Source organism: Aeromonas sp. 2HA2 (assembly GCF_029237345.1).
GTDB classification, from domain to species: domain Bacteria; phylum Pseudomonadota; class Gammaproteobacteria; order Enterobacterales; family Aeromonadaceae; genus Aeromonas; species Aeromonas salmonicida.
Genome location: NZ_JAACGB010000010.1, coordinates 55,062 through 73,180 on the forward strand (window position 1 = coordinate 55,062; position 18,119 = coordinate 73,180).

Consider the following 18,119-nt stretch of genomic DNA (forward strand, 5'->3'; position numbering starts at 1 on the left):
GGTCAGGGCTCCTGATGGGGTGAGCCCGCATTAGACCCTCTGTCCCATGGGACAGAGTCAAGGGGCGCAGCGGCCCTCTTTGATGAGGTCGATGATCAGGGCGACTGGCTTGCCATCGAAAGGCGCTTGCCCGGGCTTAGTCTTGCTGGAGGATGGGCGTGCGGCAGGGATGCTGTTGCAACAGTGCAGCGCACTGGGTCAGGGCTTGATGCTGGCGCTGTAAACGGGCCTGCTCCGCGCCGATCTGCGCCAGCTTGTCGGCGATAAGGCGTTCCACCTTCTGCCAGGGAAACTGCGCCATGTCGGTCAGGCCGGCCAGCAGGGATCTGAGCTCGCTGAGTTTGCAACCAAACTGCTGGGCCTGACGAATGATCTGGACCCATTCCAGATCTTCCGCCCGGTAGACGCGATACTTGCCGCACCGCCTGGGTTCGGGCAGCAGCTCCATCTGTTCGTAGAGGCGGATCGCCTTGGGAGTGGTGCCCGCCAGCCGGGCAAATTCGCCGATATACATGCTGCTGCTCGCAAAGGTTGTTCGAGTTGGGGCTTACTATAGGCCAGTGGCGGGCGGGATTGAATACCCGTGGGGGAGGGGCGCCCCATCGGCGCAGTGATTTGCGCAGCAGCGCTCCGTATGTGGCTTTCCCCATCGAATGGGAGGGCTTTGCCCTCGACGGGGTTTCGCCCGCCCTTCTGGCCGGGGCGAGTGACTTTGAAAAGACCCACTTTTTATTGCAAGTAAGACCAAAGGTCTTCTCCCCCGGCAAGCCGCCCGCTTCGCAGATTCCCTCGCCTCCTTCATCGGGTCGGACGGATCGCTGCACACGGGACTTTGGCCTTCGCCATCCATGGCTTTGGCCAAAGCCCGCTTCGAACATCCCTGTTCTCGCGCCATATCGGGGTCGAGCAGTGCTCACCCTGATCCGATCTGGCCCATCTGCCGCCTGCGGCTGCGCCGTCGTCCATGACGGCGCTCCTGACCCGCTAAACTCGGCTCGGCGGCTTGCAGGGGGGGGCAACAATACCGTGCCCGCCTGTGGCGAAGGAGGCTGGTGTCAGCTCGTGACCGCTATCTGGCGCTCAGAATGGTGGGTGTCCCAATTTTGCGGTCTGAATCATCAAAATCTGGGCTTTTCTTTGTTTCTACGATGTACATTAAAACTCCTTATGGCTAACGCCCTGTTAAGGTGTGAACAACGCAATACCTCCGCCGCAGATAACTATAAAAACTAAACGCATAGCAAAAATACCAAGTGTTGAGAATCACTCTTAAATAGTTTTTTATGCAATTATTTTCCTATCGTATTTTTTAGATACTGTACTTCACACTCTGCTAGGTGAAGTAAGTGCCCCAAAGACACAATTCTAGATGCCGCAGTCCCATGTCCCCAATTGACATCTTCTCCAAGCCTAATTTTCTCGTATAGTTTATGAGATAAATGGCGCCAAACCTCACTTAACTTAGAGTATATTTGGACTTCCACACGCAAGCCGTCTGCATATTTAATGTCAAGGTGATAAGCGAAATAGCCATTATCCATCTTTGCTTCTTGCTGTGCTTCAATCGACTCTATGTCAGAGTAATCGCTCTCATTTATACGTAGTTCAGCTACAAGATCTTTCCAAAGACCAATAGAGGAGGCTAAGTTCTCTGCATAAGAAAATGTAGAAGTTACAATAGATGTTCGAACCAAATCACCTAGGTTTTGCTTTATGTTCTGACTCGTAATACAGTTTTCAAGTGTTCGCCCTTTGTTCTTACGCCACAGTTTATCAATAACTGACTCCTTTGTTTTAAATAAGGAGTCGTAGTTTTTTAGCAAACGGTCTTGAAGCTGAATTTGTGTCTCACAATCAGAGACATCTTCTCGCTTCATTTTGCTAGCTAGCAAGTGAAATGAGTGAATTCGAGAAAGCAAGTCAGCTAACTTACCTAATCGGTTTTTATTTGTTGCTTTTAAGTCTGAAAGCAATAGATCTAATTCATCATTTAATGACTTTTCTTGCTCTACATTCTGGTCATGCCATTGAATATACGAAGCCATATTGTACTCTTGAGGATAGTTATCCATAGAAACCTCTCTCAAGATAAAACATGGCTGCTACTCTTTTTGCTAGAGATTTAACCTCAATGCTGCAATAGCTCATTTCGAACGCTTCAGCTACGCTAATTGCAAGGCTACGATATGCATCATCCTCACAGTCAAGATAGTATGATAGCCCTGAAAAAACCATTACTTCTTGCGCACTCCAACGATTGAGACCAAGATCTTTTAAAGTCCATTCAAATTGAAGCTGTTTAGAGCTTAAAGCATTAACTAGATAACCAAGGTCACCTTGGTAATTCGCCAGTATTTCATCCCACATTGCATTAGCAATACGATAGGCTTCTAGGACCCGTCTATCTCCATGTTTTAACAGAGAAAAAGTTGCACTCATACTGTCCTCGCTACTTGTATGACGCTTAAAGCACGGGCGCAGATTTTTCGCGTCCCGTTCCTTTATTTGTTAGCATTTTGGCCATGCGTTCTAGATCACTAGCAACATCATTAAAGCCAAAATAATTTGTTGGGTGTTCATATGCTGAATCACGATGCCTATCTTGGGGATCATAATCTGGCAGCCGTGAGCGAAGCTCGTCTCTTAACATCATAGTGTCGACCCTAAAGCGTCGATCATACTCAGCGTTCATCTCACTACTGAGTCGCATCATATGATTTGTTTGTCTATTCCATTCAATATTTCTCTGCTCTTCAGACTGGGCTGCTGAAAAATTATGACGCTCCATCATGTTAGTTTGATCTTCTCGCTTATAGCGTTCGATAAATTCACGAAGATTTTTCACGACTTCGAGCGTTTTTTCCTTTAATGCGACCTCATCGGAGTCGACAACCGAATGAACTTTTTCGTCATATTTTAATGCGCGATCTTTATATGATTCAGCTTGCTCAGTTTTTAGATGAAGGCGCTCCTTCAATGTTTCATTAGCAGACTTAGTTTGCTCAACAACGGCTGTGTAACGCCATTTAGCTGCGAGATAGGCCAAGCCAAACATGATTGCAGCCAAAATTAGAAAGGCAAATGGTGCTTGAGAAACAACACTCCATTCCTTAGCTACATATTCGAATAATTTTTCCACTCGACTTCCTCGTGAATGCTAACGCCTCAATCAGCCGACGCGTTAGCGGTCGGCAGCATTGATTTGTTATAAGGCAACTCTGCCGGGTTTATTTTGAATATTTTTTCCAAATAATTATCTATCTGATCTAGAAGCTCAGTAGCTGATGCATTTCGACTATCAACTAGCGTATTATTAGTATTGCCGCTATTAATCGACTCATTTGCGTTTCGAAAGCTATCTAGGTATACGTTCACTTTTTTCTCAAATTCAGTGAGAAATTTAGGATCAATTTCTTTGACAAAATGTTTGTTGCAGCTCATAAAGTCGCTCACTTGAGCCAAGGTATCCTGAAATTTATCAAAGGCCATCTGTGCTTCATCAGTTGATTTTGCTCGATGGTAAAAGTGTCTCGTGTAGACTTTAAGATCTACGAGTCCTTCGTAAAGCTTTCTTTTTGTTTCTATTCTAATTTTTAGGCTTTCTTTAAACTCCTCTACAATATATGCAGCTTGAGCTTTTTGTTTTTCAAGCTCGATATCAAACGGTTGACGACCAGCTGATCTGAGGGATTCTAATTCACCTATATCTTCTTTATCAGCTCGATTATTCCCTTTTCTAGAAGAGTAAGCGTCAATCACTTTCTTTCCAAACAAATACCATGCAATGTAGAGAACCAACAATACGTTAGTTGTTATTGTGCTTCCAAATATTTCCATAGCCTACCTTGCCCTATAACATTGATTAGATAGAAGGCGGTACTAACACATTAATACCGCCTTCTATCTAACTCCGCTTTATATCGATTCAGAGAGCTGTAAATAACATTATAATTCAATGAATTACCTTCCTAGCTCTGAAGCTGGGTGTATTCGCTTGATCTCTTCTTTTTGCACAACAATTACGACCGTATAGAAAATCAGTGTGACCATTGGCCACGGCAAATGCCAGCATGGCTACCGCACAGGATTTCAGCTTCCAGATTGCTGCTTTTAACCAAGGGATGATCGCTGGCAGGGCTCATGGGGGAGACTCCGACGAGGCAAATGTTGCCAATCGAATATATTAGCGGTGCTAGTGCAGAGGGGAAGGGCAAGATGTCGGATTTCTGTGCAAGATCAATAAATTAATCGATAGGACAGGGTGAACTGTGGATAGCCGGGAGGCGGTGGATGCCTCTCCTGACGGATAGCCGTAGAGGATTCGTGGTCATAATAAGCTTGAGTCAGCATAAAACTCTTTGTTATTGTCACCAGCACCGGCGAAGATAGTTTATTTATCTATAAATCAACAAGATAGTGTTCTGTGATGCCGTGGTGGGGGCAGCGCATTCGCTATCGTAAAGGAGTGTTATGACATTGCAGTTCAACGCAATGGCACTGGCCATATTGATCCTCTCCGCCGTCCAGGGCTGCAGCGACCCTGACTCGTCCGCCACGGCAGCCTCATCCGCGCCAGTACTGGCTGTTCATTACGAAAGTGCTCCCCTGATACCCGTCACCATAGACGGTGAGCAGTACCAGTTTCTGCTCGATACCGGCGCCAGCATCACTGTGATTGATCGCCGCCTTGCCACTCGATTCAAGGCGCTCAGCTTAAGTGAACTGCCCCTGGCCTATCAGGCCGACTTTGCCAATGTGGCCAGCGTATCGGGTCAAGTGGGTAGTGATCAGCTTGGATTCGTGCAGCCGGTACCCTTCTCGGTGGGGTCGGTCACCATAGATGACAGCGATCTGTGGGGAACCATGGATTTTGAGCTCTTCTCCCAGTCCATCGGTACCCGCATCGATGGTGTACTCGGGATTGATACCATACGGCGCTTCAACTGGGTGTTTGATAACGGGCAGCATCAGATCAGCGCCTCGCTGAGGGCGCCGTCCGCCGCCGGGTTCGAGCGTTGTATCGGATATGAAGACAGCTACAACCGCTCACCGGCCATCTACCTGACTCACGGCGAGAGCAGCGTGCGAATGTACCTCGATACCGGGGCCGATCAGAGCTATGTCGATCGCGCCTTTATCGGCTTTATGGCCGACAAGCAGGCGTTGCTTGGTGCAGGTGCTAGCCCGCGAAAAGGGGCTGATGCGAGCGGTATGCAGGCGGCAAGTGAACATATCCTCACGGATCTTCAGTTTGACGAGCGTCCGCTCGGTCAGTTGCGGGTGTCGGAAAACGGCAACGACAAGTATGCCCTTGGCCTGGACTTTGTGAACCGCTTCAAGCGTTTTGCGATCATTCCGGGGCGCATGATGATCTGCTACGACGCAGGCAGCCTGGCGCGACAATTACCGCCCTTCCTGCGCAATATAGCGGTGCGCTTTGATGGTCAGCATCTGCAGATCTATTACAACGATGAGCAGGCGCTGATCCCCTACGGCCTGAAGAACGGTGATCTCATAGAGCAGGTCAACGGGGTGGCGTATCGCCCCATCGAGATCGACAAGGTGCGCGAACTGCTCAATATCAGCAAGCCGGGATCGCTCAAGATGCGGGTTATCAGAGAGGGCAAGGCACTGGATATCGCCATCTAATCAAGAACGGGGCCGGCAATCTGACCGGCCCCGGGACGGGATTAGCCCTTGGCTGGGCTCACTGTGCAGTTGAGCGACGGCTGGCCGTAACGCTCCAGGCTGGCCTCGTCCCCCTTGGTGAAGAGGCTGAGGTTCTGGCCTTCATAACGGGCGCCGCTGGCGCTGGGGGCTTCATAGGCGAGCACCTGTTGCTGGCTATCCCCTTCGCTCAGGTTGATCACGGCGGCGGGCAGCTTGGCATCGTTATAGAAGTAGGTGGAGAGGGTGACCTTGTTGCCGCACTGGTAGTCGACCGGTGTCGTGACCATTAGCTGGCCACCTTTTATCTGCAACTCAGTGATCCGCTGCTGGTAGTTCTCCTCTACGCATTGGCGCAGATCCTTGGCCTTCCAGCAGTCGTTGCGACCCTTGATCCAGCCGCGCTGCATGGTCTTCTCCGTTTTGAACTGTTCGGGGGAGAGGTTGGCGAGCGCCTTGGGATAGAGGGCGGCCAGCTCGTTATCCAGCGCCGCCAGCGCGGCATCCTTGCAGATCAGGGTTTCGGCCGCGCCGGCTGCCTTGGCACAATCAAAGGAAGGGGTGGCAGCACAGGCCAGCAGAGGGGTAAAGAGAAGAGGGCCAAGCAGCAGCTTGTTCATCGGAAAGACTCCAGCAAAAAGAGTGGGATACCCGGCTACTACAGCACAATGTAGCAGGGCCGCCGAGCGGCCCTGAACAAGGCAAGAGCTTCAGGCCAGCGCCAGTTGCTGGCGGGCGCGCCACAGCCGCTCGTGGAAGAAGAAGACAACTGTGTTGATGGCGGGCTCTATGATGGCCATCACGCCGCCGGTGAGCAGTTCGCCGCTCAGCAGGAAGGCGACGGCAAACGCCACGCTGAAGTGTACCAGTGCGAAGCTGCTGGTCTTGGCCTGCAGGCTGTGGCTGGGCTTGAACTTGTGCCAGCCCAGATCATGAAAGTAGAAGGCGACCGTGTTGACGGCGGGCTCTATCAGGGCGATCAGGCTGGCGGTCAGCAGCTCACCGGTCAGCAGGTAAGCCACGGTAAAGGCGACACCGAAGTGCAGGATGGCAAAGCTGATGGTCTTTTTCATGATGGTGACTCCCTCTGGTGATGACAGCAGTATCCGCCACAATTGCATTAAATGAAAATCATTCTCATCTAATGGTTGGATAGGGAGAACCTATCAAGGGTGATGGTTCTGCCAGTCGCCCAGTCATGAATATCCCGGCCCGGAATGACAAAAAGCCCCGAAAGGGGCTTTTTGTTTCAAATCTCGGGGCTGGTCTCAGGCTTCCGTTTTGCTTAACCATTCCACCTTGTACTTGGCGCCAGCCCCCTGGGCCAGCTTGGCGCACAAGGGTTTGAGGAAGGCTTCTATCTGCTCGTCCAGCATCCAGGGGGGGCTGATAATGAGCATGCCGGAGCCGTTCATGCCCCAGTCGGCGGTCTGTTCGGCCACTTCCAGCTCGGCCACCAGCACGTTACCGAAGTTTTCCCGCTTGATGGCGCGCAGCATGTCGCGGGATTTGTCCGCTTCCTGCCCCAGGATGGGATACCAGAGGGCGTAGATGCCGGTCGCCCAGCGCTTCTGTGCCTTTTTCAGGGTATCGACCACGGCGAAGTAATCTTCTTTGAGCTCATAGGGTGGGTCGATCAACACAAGTCCGCGGCGCGGGGCCGGCGGCAGCAGGGCTACCAGCCCTTCGAAGCCGTCACGGTGGTGCACGACGACTCTGGGGTCATAGCCCATGTTGGCGCGCAGGTCTTCCACCTCGTTGCTGTGCAGCTCCATCAGAGCCAGCTTGTCCTGCTCGCGGGCAAGACGGCGCGACAGCTCGGGGGAGCCCGGGTAGTAGTGCAGCTCACCGCCCTGATTCATCTCGTCGATGACGCCAAGATAGGGGGCCATGGCGGGCCATTGGGCCCGCTCATCCCACAACCGGCCTATGCCATCGGCATACTCGGCCTTCTTCTGGGACCAGTCGCCGCGCAGGTCGTAGAGACCGCCGCCGGCATGGGTGTCCAGCACAATGTAGGGCTTATCCTTCTTCTTGAGGGACTCGATGATCAGGGCCTGAACGGCATGTTTCAGGACGTCGGCATGGTTGCCGGCGTGAAAGGCGTGGCGATAACTCAGCATGTCAGATCTCTGAGGGGGCCCTGCTGGGCACCCAGTAACGATAAATAGTTCAACAGATTGCGGCCCTTGCCGCGAAACAGGGTGAGGCCGCGCAGTGTCTGCAGCAGGACCCCTTGTTGCAAGCGTTCCAGCTCCAGCTCATGGGCCAGCATGGCCTGGTATTCCTGCTCATCGAGTCGCGATTTGGCGTTCTGGCGCAGGGCGCGCCAGGGGGCCAGTACCGCTTCTGTCTGTACCAGTGCCGGCTGCAGATCGGTCAGGTCGACGGCTATGCCAGTCTGATCCAGTCGATGCAGCAGCAGGGCCAGGTTGACGTTGCCCCCTTGTGCCTGCACCGTGAGCCAGTCCTGGCTGCGCTCGCCATAGACCTTGCCGCTCCAGTGCCAGAAGCCGATGGGCGTCGGCAATTCGTGTACGGCGACCCGCTCGGTCGCTATCAGCGGGTCATCATGCAAGGAAGGTCTGCTCCATGGTTTCCAGCTCTTCAGAGAGGCTCATCCACTCCAGCTCGACACCATCCAGCTCTTCCTTGATGGGCCCCTGGGATTTGAGCAGCTCAGAGAGCTTGTTCTTGGCCGCCTCTTCATAGATGGCGGGGTCGGCCAGTTGCTCTTCCACTGCCGCCAACCGGGTCTGCAATTTCGCCATGCTGGCTTCCAGCTTCTCCAGCTTCTGGCGCAAGGGGCGGGTCTGCTGGCGGAATTCCGCCTCGCGCCGCTTCTGATCCTTGCGTGCCAGCGCCGAGTTGGCGGAGATGATGCCGTCGCTGGGCTTGGCGTTGGCCTCTTTCTCCTGCTCACCGAGCCACTTGTGGTAGTCGTCCAGATCGCCGTCGAAGGCTTCGACCCGGCCACCGTGTACCAGATAGAAGTCATCCGTGGTGGTGCGCAGCAGGTGACGGTCGTGTGAGACCACCACCATGGCGCCCTCGAAGCCTTGCAGCGCCATGGTCAGGGCGTGGCGCATCTCCAGATCCAGGTGGTTGGTCGGTTCATCCAGCAGTAAGAGGTTCGGTTTTTGCCAGGTGACGAGTGCCAGTACCAGCCGTGCCTTTTCGCCGCCGGAGAAGGGGGCCACCTTGTCGAGGGCCTTGTCACCGTGAAAACCAAAACTGCCCAGATAGTTGCGCAGCTCCTGCTCGGACTTGTCTGGCGCGAGGCGGGCCAGGTGATCGAGGGGGGTATCGTCGAGCCGCAGGGTTTCGAGCTGATGCTGGGCGAAATAGCCAATGCTGACGCCGGCGCTCACTTCCAGCTTGCCCGACAGGGGCGGATTGGTGCCCGACAGCATCTTGATGAAGGTGGACTTGCCGGCGCCGTTGCGACCGAGCAGGCCGATGCGCGAACCCGGCACCAGGTTCATCTTTATCTTCTCCAGGATCACCTTGTCGCCGTAACCGGCGCTGAGGTTCTCCATGGCGATCAGCGGGGTCGGCAGAGCCGACGGCTCGCGAAACTCGAAACTGAATTCGGAATCGGCGTGGGCGGGCAGGAGTTTCTCCATCCGCTCCATGGCTTTGAGGCGACTCTGGGCCTGACGGGCCTTGGAGGCCTTGTAGCGGAAGCGGTCCACATAGGCCTGCATGTGGGACACCTCCCGCTGCTGCTTCTCGTACATGGACTGCTGCTGGGCCAACTGCTCGGCACGCTGCAGTTCGAAGTCGGAGTAGCCGCCAGTGTATTCGTTGAGCTTGCCGTTCTCGATATGGATGATGCGGCTGATGACCGAATCGAGGAAATCGCGGTCGTGCGAAATCAGCACCAGCGTGCCCTGATAGCCCTTGAGCCACTTCTCCAGCCAGATGACGGCATCGAGATCCAGGTGGTTGGTCGGTTCATCGAGCAGCAGCAGGTCTGAGCGGCAGAGCAGTGCCTGGGCCAGGTTCAGGCGCATGCGCCAGCCACCGGAGAAGCTGCGTACCGGCGAGCCGAGTTGCTCGTCGCCAAAACCCAGACCGTGCAGCAGCTCGGCGGCGCGGGCCCGAATGCTGTAGGCGCCTATGGTATCGAGCTTGCCGTGCAACTCGGCCACCAGTATGCCGTTGTCATCCAGCTCGGCCTGGGCCAGCTGGGCTTCCAGTGAGCGGAACTCCTTGTCACCGTCGATCACGTAGTCCAGCGCAGAGCAGTCCAGCGCCGGTGTCTCCTGGGCGACGCCGGCGATCTGCCAGCCTGCGGGCAGGCTGAAGCTGCCGCTGTCGATGGCCAGCTCGCCCCGTACCAGTGCAAAAAAGGTGGACTTGCCACTGCCATTTTTACCCACCAGGCCCACCTTGTGGCCCGGGTGAATGGTGGCGGAAGCGTTGTCCAGCAGCTTGCGGCCGCCGCGGATCAGTTCGATTTGACTGGCAACTATCATGGGTGGGGTCTGCTTGCTCAAAATGGAGGAGAAAATCTGGCGCGGATCTTACGTGAAATGGCGCAGATTTGCACTTGGGCTAAGGACGGGCGACTGGCTGGCGTGGTAAAAAGATGCCATAACAGAGAAACCAGTTGGGTTACGGGAGGTTAGCATGCTTATCAAGGACATCATGACGACCCGGGTCGCCACTGTCTCCATGGACGATCGGCTCAGTGTCATCAAGGATATCTTCGAGCAGGCCCGCTTTCGCCATCTGCTGGTGCTGGAAGAGGATCAACTGGTGGGAGTCATCTCGGACAGGGATCTGTTCCGCGCCATCAGCCCCTATCTGGGCTCCGAGGCCGAGATGAGCCGCGACACCGAGACCCTCAACCGGCGGGCTCACCAGATCATGAGTCGCCAGCCCGTCACCATTGCCTCCCACCTGCCGGTCCGTGACGGCGTCAAGCTGATGCTGAAGAAGGGGGTCTCCTGCCTGCCGGTGCTGGAAAATGGCGCCCTGGTCGGCATCATCAGCTGGAAGGATCTGCTGCGCGCTGCCCTCGAGGATGATGGCTTCTAACCCGCTGCGTTACTTCATGAAAAAGGGCTCCGTGGAGCCCTTTTTGGTGTGGTGAAGCCAGTGTTCGCTCGCCGGGGTCAGGGCAAGGGTTCCACCAGCAGGATATGGGAATCCGTCCCGACCACCTTGACCCGGCTGCCGGCGGTGAGCGGCATCTGGCTGCGCACCGTCCAGACGGTGTCATCCAGATGGACCCGGCTCAGCCCCTGCACCACGTCATCCAGCAACACCAGCTCCCGACCCACATAACCCTGCATCCGTTCATTGATGGGAGCTGCCGCATCACGGCCCGAGCGGTCGCGCTTGTGCTGCCAGCGCCACCAGGCCCAGGTAGTGAGCAGGGATTGCACCGCAAACAGCAGCAGTTGTGCCTGCCAGCCGAAGGGCCACAGCAACAGCAGCAACCCCACTTCCAGCGCGGCTATGCCGGTCCAGAGCAGAAAGCCCACCGACCCCAGCACTTCTATGGCCAAGAGGATGAAACCCAGCCCCAGCCAGTGCCAGTGGGTCAGCCCCTCGAGCAGGGCTGTCATGACTTGTTACCCTTGCCGTCTTTGTTGAACATCTCGGCCATGCCGGCTATCGAGCCGATCAGGCTGCCCGCTTCCAGCGGCATCATGATGATCTTGCTGTTGGGGCCTTCGCCGATACGGGCCAGTGCTTCCGTGTACTTCTGGGCCACGAAGTAGTTGATGGCCTGCATATCCCCTTCCGCGATGGCCTTGGAGACCATGTGAGTCGCCTTGGCTTCCGCCTCGGCAGCCCGCTCCCGCGCTTCGGCGGCGAGGAAGGCGGCCTGACGCTCACCCTCTGCCTTGAGGATCTGGGACTGTTTCTCACCCTCGGCTTTGAGGATCTTGGACTGACGCACCCCTTCGGCTTCCAGCACCTCAGCCCGTTTCTGGCGCTCGGCCTTCATCTGGGCGTTCATGGCTTCCACCAGCGCCAGCGGCGGACGGACATCCTTGATCTCGATCCGGGTCACCTTGATGCCCCAGGGGGCGGTGGCGGCATCCATGGTGCGCAGCAGCTTCTCGTTGATTGTGTCGCGCTGGGAGAGCATCTCGTCCAGCTCCATGGCGCCCAGCACTGTCCGCATATTGGTCATGGTGAGATTGCGAATGGCGCTGGTGAGATCGTTGACCTCGTAGGCGGCTTTGCGGGCATCCACCACCTGCACGAAGCTGATGGCGTCTATGGTGACGTTGGCGTTGTCGCGGGAGATCACCTCTTGCGCCGGAATGTCCAGCACCTGCTCCATCATGATGATCTTGTGACCGACTCTATCCACATAGGGGATAAGCAGGTTGAGGCCGGGGGATAGGGTGCGGGTGTAGCGGCCGAAGCGCTCCACTGTCCAGTTGTAGCCTTGCGGCACTATCTTGATGCCGGCACCCAGGGTGACGATCACCAGGAACACGAAGATCCCTAGCACAATCAATGACTCATTCATTATCTAGCTCCTTATGAAACACATTCACTAGCCTATGGCCTTGCGCCGAGCACCACAAGGATGATCGTCCGCCTTTGTCATCATATGGCTTTGCTAATTACTAAAATGCATTAAAAAGCATTTTTTATTATTTTGAGGGATAAGCAGCCCTGCCTATAGTCGCCCCATATTAGTCGTGTTCCGAGGGATGGGCCGAAATGGATTATTTACCTATGTTTGCCAGGTTGGAAGGCCGCCCCGTCTTGCTGGTAGGCGGGGGCGAGGTGGCCCTGCGCAAGGCGCGTCTGCTGCTGGCGGCAGGCGCAAGGCTGACCCTGGTCTCCCCCGAGATTGAACCCGAATTCGCTGAATTTGCCGGCCGTTTTACCCATCTGGTCGAGCGCTTCACCCCGGCTCACCTGGCTGGTCAGCTGCTGGTGGTGGCCGCCACCGACAATCTCGAAGTCAACGCCCTGGTCTATCAAAGCGCCAACCAGCTGGGTCTGTTCGTCAATGTGGTGGATGACCCAAAACGTTCCAGTTTCATCTTTCCCTCCATCATAGATCGCTCGCCCCTGATGGTCGCCGTCTCCAGCGGTGGCAAGGCCCCCGTCCTGGTGCGCCTGTTGCGCGAGCGACTCGAGAGTCTGCTGCCCCGCCACCTGGGGGGGCTCACCGAGCTCTCAGGTCGGGTGCGTGACAAGGCCAAGCAGGTGCTCTCATCCATTTCTGATCGCCGCCGCTTCTGGGAGCGCGCCTTTGCCTCCAACACCCTGGCCGGGCTTATCGAAAAGCAGGATTGGCAGAGTGCCGAAACCTGGCTCAATGACGGGCTCGACAAGGCCCAAAGTGAGGTGGGCGAGGTGGTGCTGGTCGGTGCGGGCCCTGGCGATCCGGGCCTGTTGACCCTCAAGGCGCTGCAACAAATTCAGCAGGCGGAAGTGGTGCTCTATGACCAGCTGGTCTCCCCGGAGATCCTGGATCTGGTGCGCCGCGATGCCACCCTGGTCTCGGTCGGCAAGAAGGCCGGTGCCCACAGCGTGCCCCAGGAAGAGACCAACCGTCTCTTGGTGGAGTACGCCAGGGCGGGTAACCGTGTGGTGCGCCTCAAGGGCGGTGATCCCTTCATGTTTGGCCGTGGCGGCGAGGAGCTGGAGGTGCTGGCGGCAGAGGGGATCCCCTTCTCCGTAGTGCCCGGCATCACGGCCGCCGCTGGTGCCACCGCGTATGCCGGTATCCCGCTTACCCACCGCGACCACGCCCAGAGTGCCGTCTTCATCACGGGCCACTGCCAGAAAGAGGGCAAGGAGCCCGACTGGCAGCAGCTCGCCATGACCCAGCAGACCCTGGTTATCTACATGGGGCTGATGCGCTCCGAACATATTCAGCAGCAACTGGTGAGCCACGGCCGCAGCAGCCAGACCCCCATCGCCATCATAGAGCGGGGCACCACGGCCCGTCAGCGCGTGCTGACCGGCACCCTGGCTGAGTTGGCTGTACTGGCCCAGCAGGCAGTGAGCCCGTCCCTCATCGTCATCGGTGAAGTGGTGGCCTTGCGCGAGCGGCTGGCCTGGTTCGGCGAGGGACAGCCTGAGGCTGAGGGCGCCTGCGACCTCAAGCTGGTCAACCTGGCCTGAGCCCCCATCCCGAATGTTGTGACCATGAACCGATTTGACGGTGCGGCGACAGCGGCACCGACCTGAACCCGAATCGCGCCCTGACCCGGCGCGTTAGCCAGACCAGAGGACCCGACATGGACCGTGAAAGACTGACGCATTTGCAGCAACTGGAGGCCGAGAGCATCCATATCATCCGCGAGGTGGCTGCCGAATTTGAAAACCCGGTGATGATGTACTCCATCGGCAAGGACTCCTCCGTCATGCTGCACCTGGCCCGCAAGGCCTTCTATCCGGGCAAGATCCCTTTCCCCTTGTTGCACGTCGACACCGACTGGAAGTTCAAGGAGATGATCACCTTTCGCGACGAGACCGCCAAAAAGTACGGGCTGGATCTCATCGTCCACAAGAACCCGGATGGCCTCGCCATGGGGATCAACCCCTTCGTGCACGGCAGCGGCAAGCACACCGACATCATGAAGACAGAAGGGCTCAAGCAGGCGCTCAACCAGCACGGCTTCGATGCCGCCTTCGGTGGTGCCCGTCGTGACGAGGAGAAGTCCCGTGCCAAGGAGCGGGTCTACTCCTTCCGTGACAAGTCTCACCGCTGGGACCCGAAAAACCAGAGACCCGAGCTGTGGCGCGTCTACAACAGCCAGGTCAACAAGGGGGAGAGCATACGGGTGTTCCCGCTCTCCAACTGGACCGAGCTGGATATCTGGCAATACATCTATCTCGAGAACATCGACATAGTGCCGCTCTACTTCGCGGCCGTGCGCCCGGTGGTGGAACGCAATGGCATCAAGATCATGGTGGATGACGAGCGCATGCCCATCGGCCCTGAAGATGAAGTGAAGCAGGAACTGGTGCGCTTCCGCACCCTCGGCTGCTACCCGCTGACCGGGGCCATCGAATCCGATGCCACCACGCTGCCGGAGATCATCGAAGAGATGCTGCTCACCACCTCGAGCGAGCGGCAGGGACGGCTGATTGACCACGATCAGGCAGGCTCCATGGAGCAGAAGAAGCGTCAGGGATATTTCTAAGGAATCGCATCATGAACAACCATATTCAGACCGCTATCAGCGAACAGGGCATTGAAGCCTACCTGCACGCCCAGCAGCACAAGAGCCTGCTGCGTTTTCTCACCTGTGGCAGCGTGGACGACGGCAAGAGCACCCTGATCGGTCGCCTGCTGCATGACTCCCAGCAGATCTATGAAGATCAGCTTAAAGCGCTGGAGTCCGACAGCCAGAAGCTTGGTACCACAGGCGAGAAGCTGGATCTGGCGCTGCTGGTGGATGGCCTGCAGGCCGAGCGCGAGCAGGGCATCACCATAGACGTGGCCTACCGCTATTTCTCCACAGCCAAGCGCAAATTTATCATCTCGGATACCCCGGGCCACGAGCAGTACACCCGCAACATGGCGACCGGTGCCTCCACCTGTGATCTGGCCATCATTCTGATTGATGCCCGCAAGGGCGTGCTGGATCAGACTCGTCGTCACAGCTTTATCGCCAGCCTGCTCGGCATCAAGCAGTTCGTGGTGGCGGTCAACAAGATGGACCTGGTGGAGTTCAGCCAGGAGGTGTTCGAGCGCATCAGTGCCGATTATCGCGAATTCGCCAAAAAGCTCAACGTTGACACCATACAGATAGTGCCTGTCTCGGCGCTGGACGGCGACAACGTGGTCAACCCGAGCGACAAGCTGGCCTGGTATCAGGGCGAGACCCTGCTCTCACTGCTGGAGTCTGCCGACGTTGAGCGTGAGCTGGAGCGTCATCCGGTGCGTCTGCCGGTGCAGTACGTGAACCGCCCCAACCTGGATTTCCGTGGCTTTGCGGGTACGCTCGCGGCCGGTATTTTGCGCGTCGGCGACAAGCTGGCGGTGCTGCCGTCCGGCAAAGAGAGCACTGTGACCCGCATCGTGACCTTCGACGGGGATCTGGAGTATGCCCTGCCGGGTCAGGCCATCACTGTGACTTTTGCCGATGAAATCGACATCAGCCGCGGCGATTTGCTGGTGGATGCGGCGAAAAAGCCCCAGGTGACCCAGAACGTGCTGGCTCACATCGTCTGGATGGGGGAGGAGTCCCTGCAACCGGGCCGGGTCTATGACATCAAGCTGGCTACCAAGAAGACCCGTGGTCAGGTGGAGGTCATCCGTCATCGTATCGAAATCAACAAGCTGGACCAGCTGGATGCGAGCGAACTGCATCTCAACGAGATTGGCTTGTGCGAAGTGAGTCTGACCGACCCTGTGGCGTTCGACCCATACACGGATATTCGCGACACCGGCAGCTTCATCCTGATCGACCGGCTGACCAATGTCACCGTCGGGGCGGGCATGATAGTGGAAGGCCTGGCTGCGAAAGCAGTGACTCTTGGTGGCAAAGCGGAGCAATACAGCGAGTTTGAAATCGAGCTCAACGCCCTGGTACGCAAGCACTTCCCGCACTGGCAAGCACTCGCCATCGGCAAGGAGTAACCCCATGACCTGGCAACAATCCCTGGTGCTGGGTCTGCTGGCTGCGCTCGTCGCCCTGCTGATCCAGGGCAAACTCCGCCCGGCGCTGCTCTTTTCGGGCGCCGTGCTCATCACCTATTTGAGTGGACTGGCGGACATCAACGCCGTGGTGGCGGGTTACACCAACAGCGCCCTGCTGACCCTGGTGTTGCTGTTGCTGGTGTCGCTGGCGGTGGAGAAGACCCGGATCATGAGCTGGTTCGCCAATCTGGTGGGCTCGGGTTCATTCAACAAGGTATTGATCAAGCTGTGGTTTTCCACCGCTTTCCTGTCGGCCTTCGTCAACAACACGGCCGTGGTAGCGTCCATGCTGGGGGCGGTCAAACGCAATCCCAACCATGCGCCCTCCCGGCTGCTGCTGCCCATGTGCTTCGCCGCCACCTTTGGCGGCGTGCTGACCCTGATCGGCACCTCCACCAATCTCATCGTCAACAGCTTCCTCATCAAGATGGGGGCCCAGCCGCTCGGCATGTTCGATTTCTTTATGGTGGGGGGCGGCACCCTGCTGACCGGTCTGGTGGCCGTGCTGCTGTTTGCCCGCTATCTGCCGGAGCAGGATACCGAGATGAGCCGGGAATCCGGCTATTTTCTCGAAGCCAAGGTAGGCGCCGGTTCGCCGCTGGCGGGGCGCAGCGTCAAGGAGAACGGCCTGCGCAGCCTGAAAAGCCTCTATCTGGCGGAAGTAATTCGCGGTGACCAGGTGATCTGCCCGGTACAGCCGGAACATGAGCTGCACGAAGGGGATGTGTTGCTGTTCTGTGGCGAGGTGGAGAGTGTCGGCGTGTTGCAGGAGATGAAGGGACTGGATCTCTACGGTCAGCATCGTCTCAACGGCCAGCATCTGGTGGAGGTGATCGTCAGCCACAGCTCGCGACTGGTGGGGCAATCCATCAAGGATGCCGAGTTTCGTACCCACTTCGATGCCGTGGTACTGGCGGTGCGTCGTGGCGAGACCCAGCTTACCGGTGGCCTCGGTCAGATTGAGCTGCACGCAGGCGATACCCTGCTGTTAGCCCCGGGCCCCAAGTTCGCCAGCAACAAGTCCCTGTCGCGGGAGTTCGTGGTGGTGAGCGGGCTAGAGGCCTCCACCCGCCTCGATGGCAAGCGCAGCGCCGCCGTTGTACTGGGCTTTCTCGGTGTGCTGGCACTGTCGGTTTTTGAGCTGGTGCCGCTGTTCAAGGGGCTGCTCATGATGCTGGTGGCGTTGCTGTTCTCCCGCATCCTGACCCTGGACGAGATCCGCCGCCGCTTTCCGCTGGATATCTGGCTGGTGGTGGGCGGTGCGCTCGCCATCGCCGATCAGCTTGAGAAGAGCGGTCTGGCCAGGGTGATTGCCGACTGGCTGATGGGGGAGTTCAACGGTTCCAGCCCCATCATCGCCTTTATCGGCATCTACCTGTTTACCCTGGTGCTGACCGAGCTGATGAGCAACAACGCCGCGGCGGCGCTCGCCTTCCCCATGGGCTACCAGCTGGCGCTCAGCATGGACGTCTCGACCATGCCGTTTATTCTGGCGGTGCTGTTCGGGGCCAGCTCCAGCTTTATCCTGCCCTACGGCTATCAAACCAACCTGATGGTCTATGCGGCGGGCAACTACAAGATGCCGGATTACCTCAAGCTGGCGCTGCCGGTCTCCCTGGCCTACAGCCTGGGGGTGATTGTGATGGTGCCCCTGCTGTTTCCGTTCTGAGGCGTGATGGCGGGTGATAAAGGCCGGGTCATTCGTCGCGATCCAAGGGGTTGAGATGAGCAATCATGGCCATGGCACCGGCAAGCCATCTATTGATGGGCTGGGAGTCAGAGAGAGTTTCAGCGTGGCAGCGTCAATGCC

18 protein-coding genes are annotated in these 18,119 nt (G+C 57.0%); 6 read left to right on the plus strand and 12 right to left on the minus strand.

Annotated features, from left to right (window positions below; translation table 11 throughout):
• Positions 1-136 precede the first annotated feature (136 nt).
• The 5 genes from GWQ29_RS13980 to GWQ29_RS14000 form a co-directional block, all read right to left on the minus strand.
• Positions 137-514 carry a MerR family transcriptional regulator gene (locus tag GWQ29_RS13980; protein WP_275919668.1) on the minus strand — a complete coding sequence of 126 codons (378 nt, stop codon included), beginning with the start codon at positions 512-514 and terminating at the stop codon, positions 137-139.
• 775 nt (positions 515-1,289) lie between these two features.
• Positions 1,290-2,072: a hypothetical protein gene (locus tag GWQ29_RS13985; protein ID WP_275909587.1), complete on the minus strand. Its 783-nt coding sequence runs from the start codon at positions 2,070-2,072 to the stop codon at positions 1,290-1,292.
• Positions 2,065-2,439: a hypothetical protein gene (locus GWQ29_RS13990; RefSeq protein WP_275909586.1), complete on the minus strand. Its 375-nt coding sequence runs from the start codon at positions 2,437-2,439 to the stop codon at positions 2,065-2,067. The genes GWQ29_RS13985 and GWQ29_RS13990 overlap by 8 nt, the downstream gene beginning before the upstream one ends.
• 25 nt (positions 2,440-2,464) lie before the next feature.
• The gene (locus GWQ29_RS13995; RefSeq protein ID WP_275909585.1) at positions 2,465-3,139 is read right to left on the minus strand and encodes a hypothetical protein; all 675 of its coding nucleotides are present in this window, start codon (positions 3,137-3,139) and stop codon (positions 2,465-2,467) included.
• 26 nt (positions 3,140-3,165) lie between these two features.
• Positions 3,166-3,837 (minus strand): hypothetical protein, encoded by a 672-nt coding sequence (locus GWQ29_RS14000; RefSeq protein ID WP_275909584.1) that lies wholly within the window; start codon positions 3,835-3,837, stop codon positions 3,166-3,168.
• Between the two features lie 633 nt (positions 3,838-4,470).
• Between GWQ29_RS14000 and GWQ29_RS14005 the strand changes: the two genes are divergently transcribed.
• The gene (locus GWQ29_RS14005; RefSeq protein WP_275909583.1) at positions 4,471-5,649 is read left to right on the plus strand and encodes an aspartyl protease family protein; all 1,179 of its coding nucleotides are present in this window, start codon (positions 4,471-4,473) and stop codon (positions 5,647-5,649) included.
• Between the two features lie 41 nt (positions 5,650-5,690).
• On the opposite strand, the gene GWQ29_RS14010 is transcribed toward GWQ29_RS14005, so the two are convergent.
• From GWQ29_RS14010 to GWQ29_RS14030, 5 genes are all read right to left on the minus strand, one after another.
• Positions 5,691-6,287 carry an MliC family protein gene (locus GWQ29_RS14010; protein ID WP_275919669.1) on the minus strand — a complete coding sequence of 199 codons (597 nt, stop codon included), beginning with the start codon at positions 6,285-6,287 and terminating at the stop codon, positions 5,691-5,693.
• Between the two features lie 90 nt (positions 6,288-6,377).
• A complete protein-coding gene (locus tag GWQ29_RS14015) occupies positions 6,378-6,740 on the minus strand; it encodes a DUF2061 domain-containing protein (protein ID WP_017413068.1) in 363 nt (120 codons plus the stop codon).
• A gap of 195 nt (positions 6,741-6,935) precedes the next feature.
• A complete protein-coding gene (gene rlmJ / locus GWQ29_RS14020) occupies positions 6,936-7,790 on the minus strand; it encodes a 23S rRNA (adenine(2030)-N(6))-methyltransferase RlmJ (protein ID WP_275919670.1) in 855 nt (284 codons plus the stop codon).
• Positions 7,784-8,245, minus strand: coding sequence for a DUF2390 domain-containing protein (locus GWQ29_RS14025; RefSeq protein ID WP_059168304.1), 462 nt, complete (start codon positions 8,243-8,245; stop codon positions 7,784-7,786). The genes rlmJ and GWQ29_RS14025 overlap by 7 nt, the downstream gene beginning before the upstream one ends.
• On the minus strand, positions 8,238-10,148 hold the full coding sequence (locus tag GWQ29_RS14030) for an ABC transporter ATP-binding protein (RefSeq protein WP_021140959.1): 1,911 nt from the start codon (positions 10,146-10,148) through the stop codon (positions 8,238-8,240). Before GWQ29_RS14030 ends, GWQ29_RS14025 begins: the two co-directional genes overlap by 8 nt.
• 154 nt (positions 10,149-10,302) lie before the next feature.
• On the opposite strand from GWQ29_RS14030, the gene GWQ29_RS14035 reads away from it, so the two are divergent.
• Positions 10,303-10,713: a CBS domain-containing protein gene (locus tag GWQ29_RS14035; protein WP_265421966.1), complete on the plus strand. Its 411-nt coding sequence runs from the start codon at positions 10,303-10,305 to the stop codon at positions 10,711-10,713.
• A gap of 77 nt (positions 10,714-10,790) precedes the next feature.
• On the opposite strand, the gene GWQ29_RS14040 is transcribed toward GWQ29_RS14035, so the two are convergent.
• Together GWQ29_RS14040 and GWQ29_RS14045 are read right to left on the minus strand one after the other, a co-directional pair.
• The gene (locus tag GWQ29_RS14040; RefSeq protein ID WP_005318764.1) at positions 10,791-11,246 is read right to left on the minus strand and encodes an NfeD family protein; all 456 of its coding nucleotides are present in this window, start codon (positions 11,244-11,246) and stop codon (positions 10,791-10,793) included.
• Complete coding sequence (locus GWQ29_RS14045) at positions 11,243-12,166, minus strand: SPFH domain-containing protein (RefSeq protein ID WP_005318765.1); 924 nt, start codon at positions 12,164-12,166, stop codon at positions 11,243-11,245. The genes GWQ29_RS14040 and GWQ29_RS14045 overlap by 4 nt, the downstream gene beginning before the upstream one ends.
• Positions 12,167-12,363: 197 nt before the next feature.
• Between GWQ29_RS14045 and cysG the strand changes: the two genes are divergently transcribed.
• The 4 genes from cysG to GWQ29_RS14065 all read left to right on the plus strand — a co-directional run bounded on the left by cysG (position 12,364) and on the right by GWQ29_RS14065 (position 17,978).
• Positions 12,364-13,782 (plus strand): siroheme synthase CysG, encoded by a 1,419-nt coding sequence (gene cysG, locus GWQ29_RS14050; protein WP_275909580.1) that lies wholly within the window; start codon positions 12,364-12,366, stop codon positions 13,780-13,782.
• 80 nt (positions 13,783-13,862) lie between these two features.
• The gene (gene cysD / locus GWQ29_RS14055; protein ID WP_257979974.1) at positions 13,863-14,807 is read left to right on the plus strand and encodes a sulfate adenylyltransferase subunit CysD; all 945 of its coding nucleotides are present in this window, start codon (positions 13,863-13,865) and stop codon (positions 14,805-14,807) included.
• An 11-nt stretch (positions 14,808-14,818) separates the two neighbouring features.
• Entirely contained in the window at positions 14,819-16,249 is a 1,431-nt protein-coding gene (cysN, locus tag GWQ29_RS14060) for a sulfate adenylyltransferase subunit CysN (RefSeq protein WP_275919671.1), read from the plus strand.
• A 4-nt stretch (positions 16,250-16,253) separates the two neighbouring features.
• The gene (locus GWQ29_RS14065; RefSeq protein WP_275919672.1) at positions 16,254-17,978 is read left to right on the plus strand and encodes an SLC13 family permease; all 1,725 of its coding nucleotides are present in this window, start codon (positions 16,254-16,256) and stop codon (positions 17,976-17,978) included.
• Positions 17,979-18,119: the final 141 nt, after the last annotated feature.

Coding starts and splice junctions, on each gene's coding strand:
- GWQ29_RS13980 (WP_275919668.1), bottom strand. CDS start 514: ATGTATATCGGCGAATTTGCCCGGCTGGCGGGCACCACTCCCAAGGCG.
- GWQ29_RS13985 (WP_275909587.1), bottom strand. CDS start 2,072: ATGGATAACTATCCTCAAGAGTACAATATGGCTTCGTATATTCAATGG.
- GWQ29_RS13990 (WP_275909586.1), bottom strand. CDS start 2,439: ATGAGTGCAACTTTTTCTCTGTTAAAACATGGAGATAGACGGGTCCTA.
- GWQ29_RS14000 (WP_275909584.1), bottom strand. CDS start 3,837: ATGGAAATATTTGGAAGCACAATAACAACTAACGTATTGTTGGTTCTC.
- GWQ29_RS14005 (WP_275909583.1), top strand. CDS start 4,471: ATGACATTGCAGTTCAACGCAATGGCACTGGCCATATTGATCCTCTCC.
- GWQ29_RS14010 (WP_275919669.1), bottom strand. CDS start 6,287: ATGAACAAGCTGCTGCTTGGCCCTCTTCTCTTTACCCCTCTGCTGGCC.
- GWQ29_RS14015 (WP_017413068.1), bottom strand. CDS start 6,740: ATGAAAAAGACCATCAGCTTTGCCATCCTGCACTTCGGTGTCGCCTTT.
- rlmJ (WP_275919670.1), bottom strand. CDS start 7,790: ATGCTGAGTTATCGCCACGCCTTTCACGCCGGCAACCATGCCGACGTC.
- GWQ29_RS14030 (WP_021140959.1), bottom strand. CDS start 10,148: ATGATAGTTGCCAGTCAAATCGAACTGATCCGCGGCGGCCGCAAGCTG.
- GWQ29_RS14035 (WP_265421966.1), top strand. CDS start 10,303: ATGCTTATCAAGGACATCATGACGACCCGGGTCGCCACTGTCTCCATG.
- GWQ29_RS14040 (WP_005318764.1), bottom strand. CDS start 11,246: ATGACAGCCCTGCTCGAGGGGCTGACCCACTGGCACTGGCTGGGGCTG.
- GWQ29_RS14045 (WP_005318765.1), bottom strand. CDS start 12,166: ATGAATGAGTCATTGATTGTGCTAGGGATCTTCGTGTTCCTGGTGATC.
- cysG (WP_275909580.1), top strand. CDS start 12,364: ATGGATTATTTACCTATGTTTGCCAGGTTGGAAGGCCGCCCCGTCTTG.
- cysN (WP_275919671.1), top strand. CDS start 14,819: ATGAACAACCATATTCAGACCGCTATCAGCGAACAGGGCATTGAAGCC.
- GWQ29_RS14065 (WP_275919672.1), top strand. CDS start 16,254: ATGACCTGGCAACAATCCCTGGTGCTGGGTCTGCTGGCTGCGCTCGTC.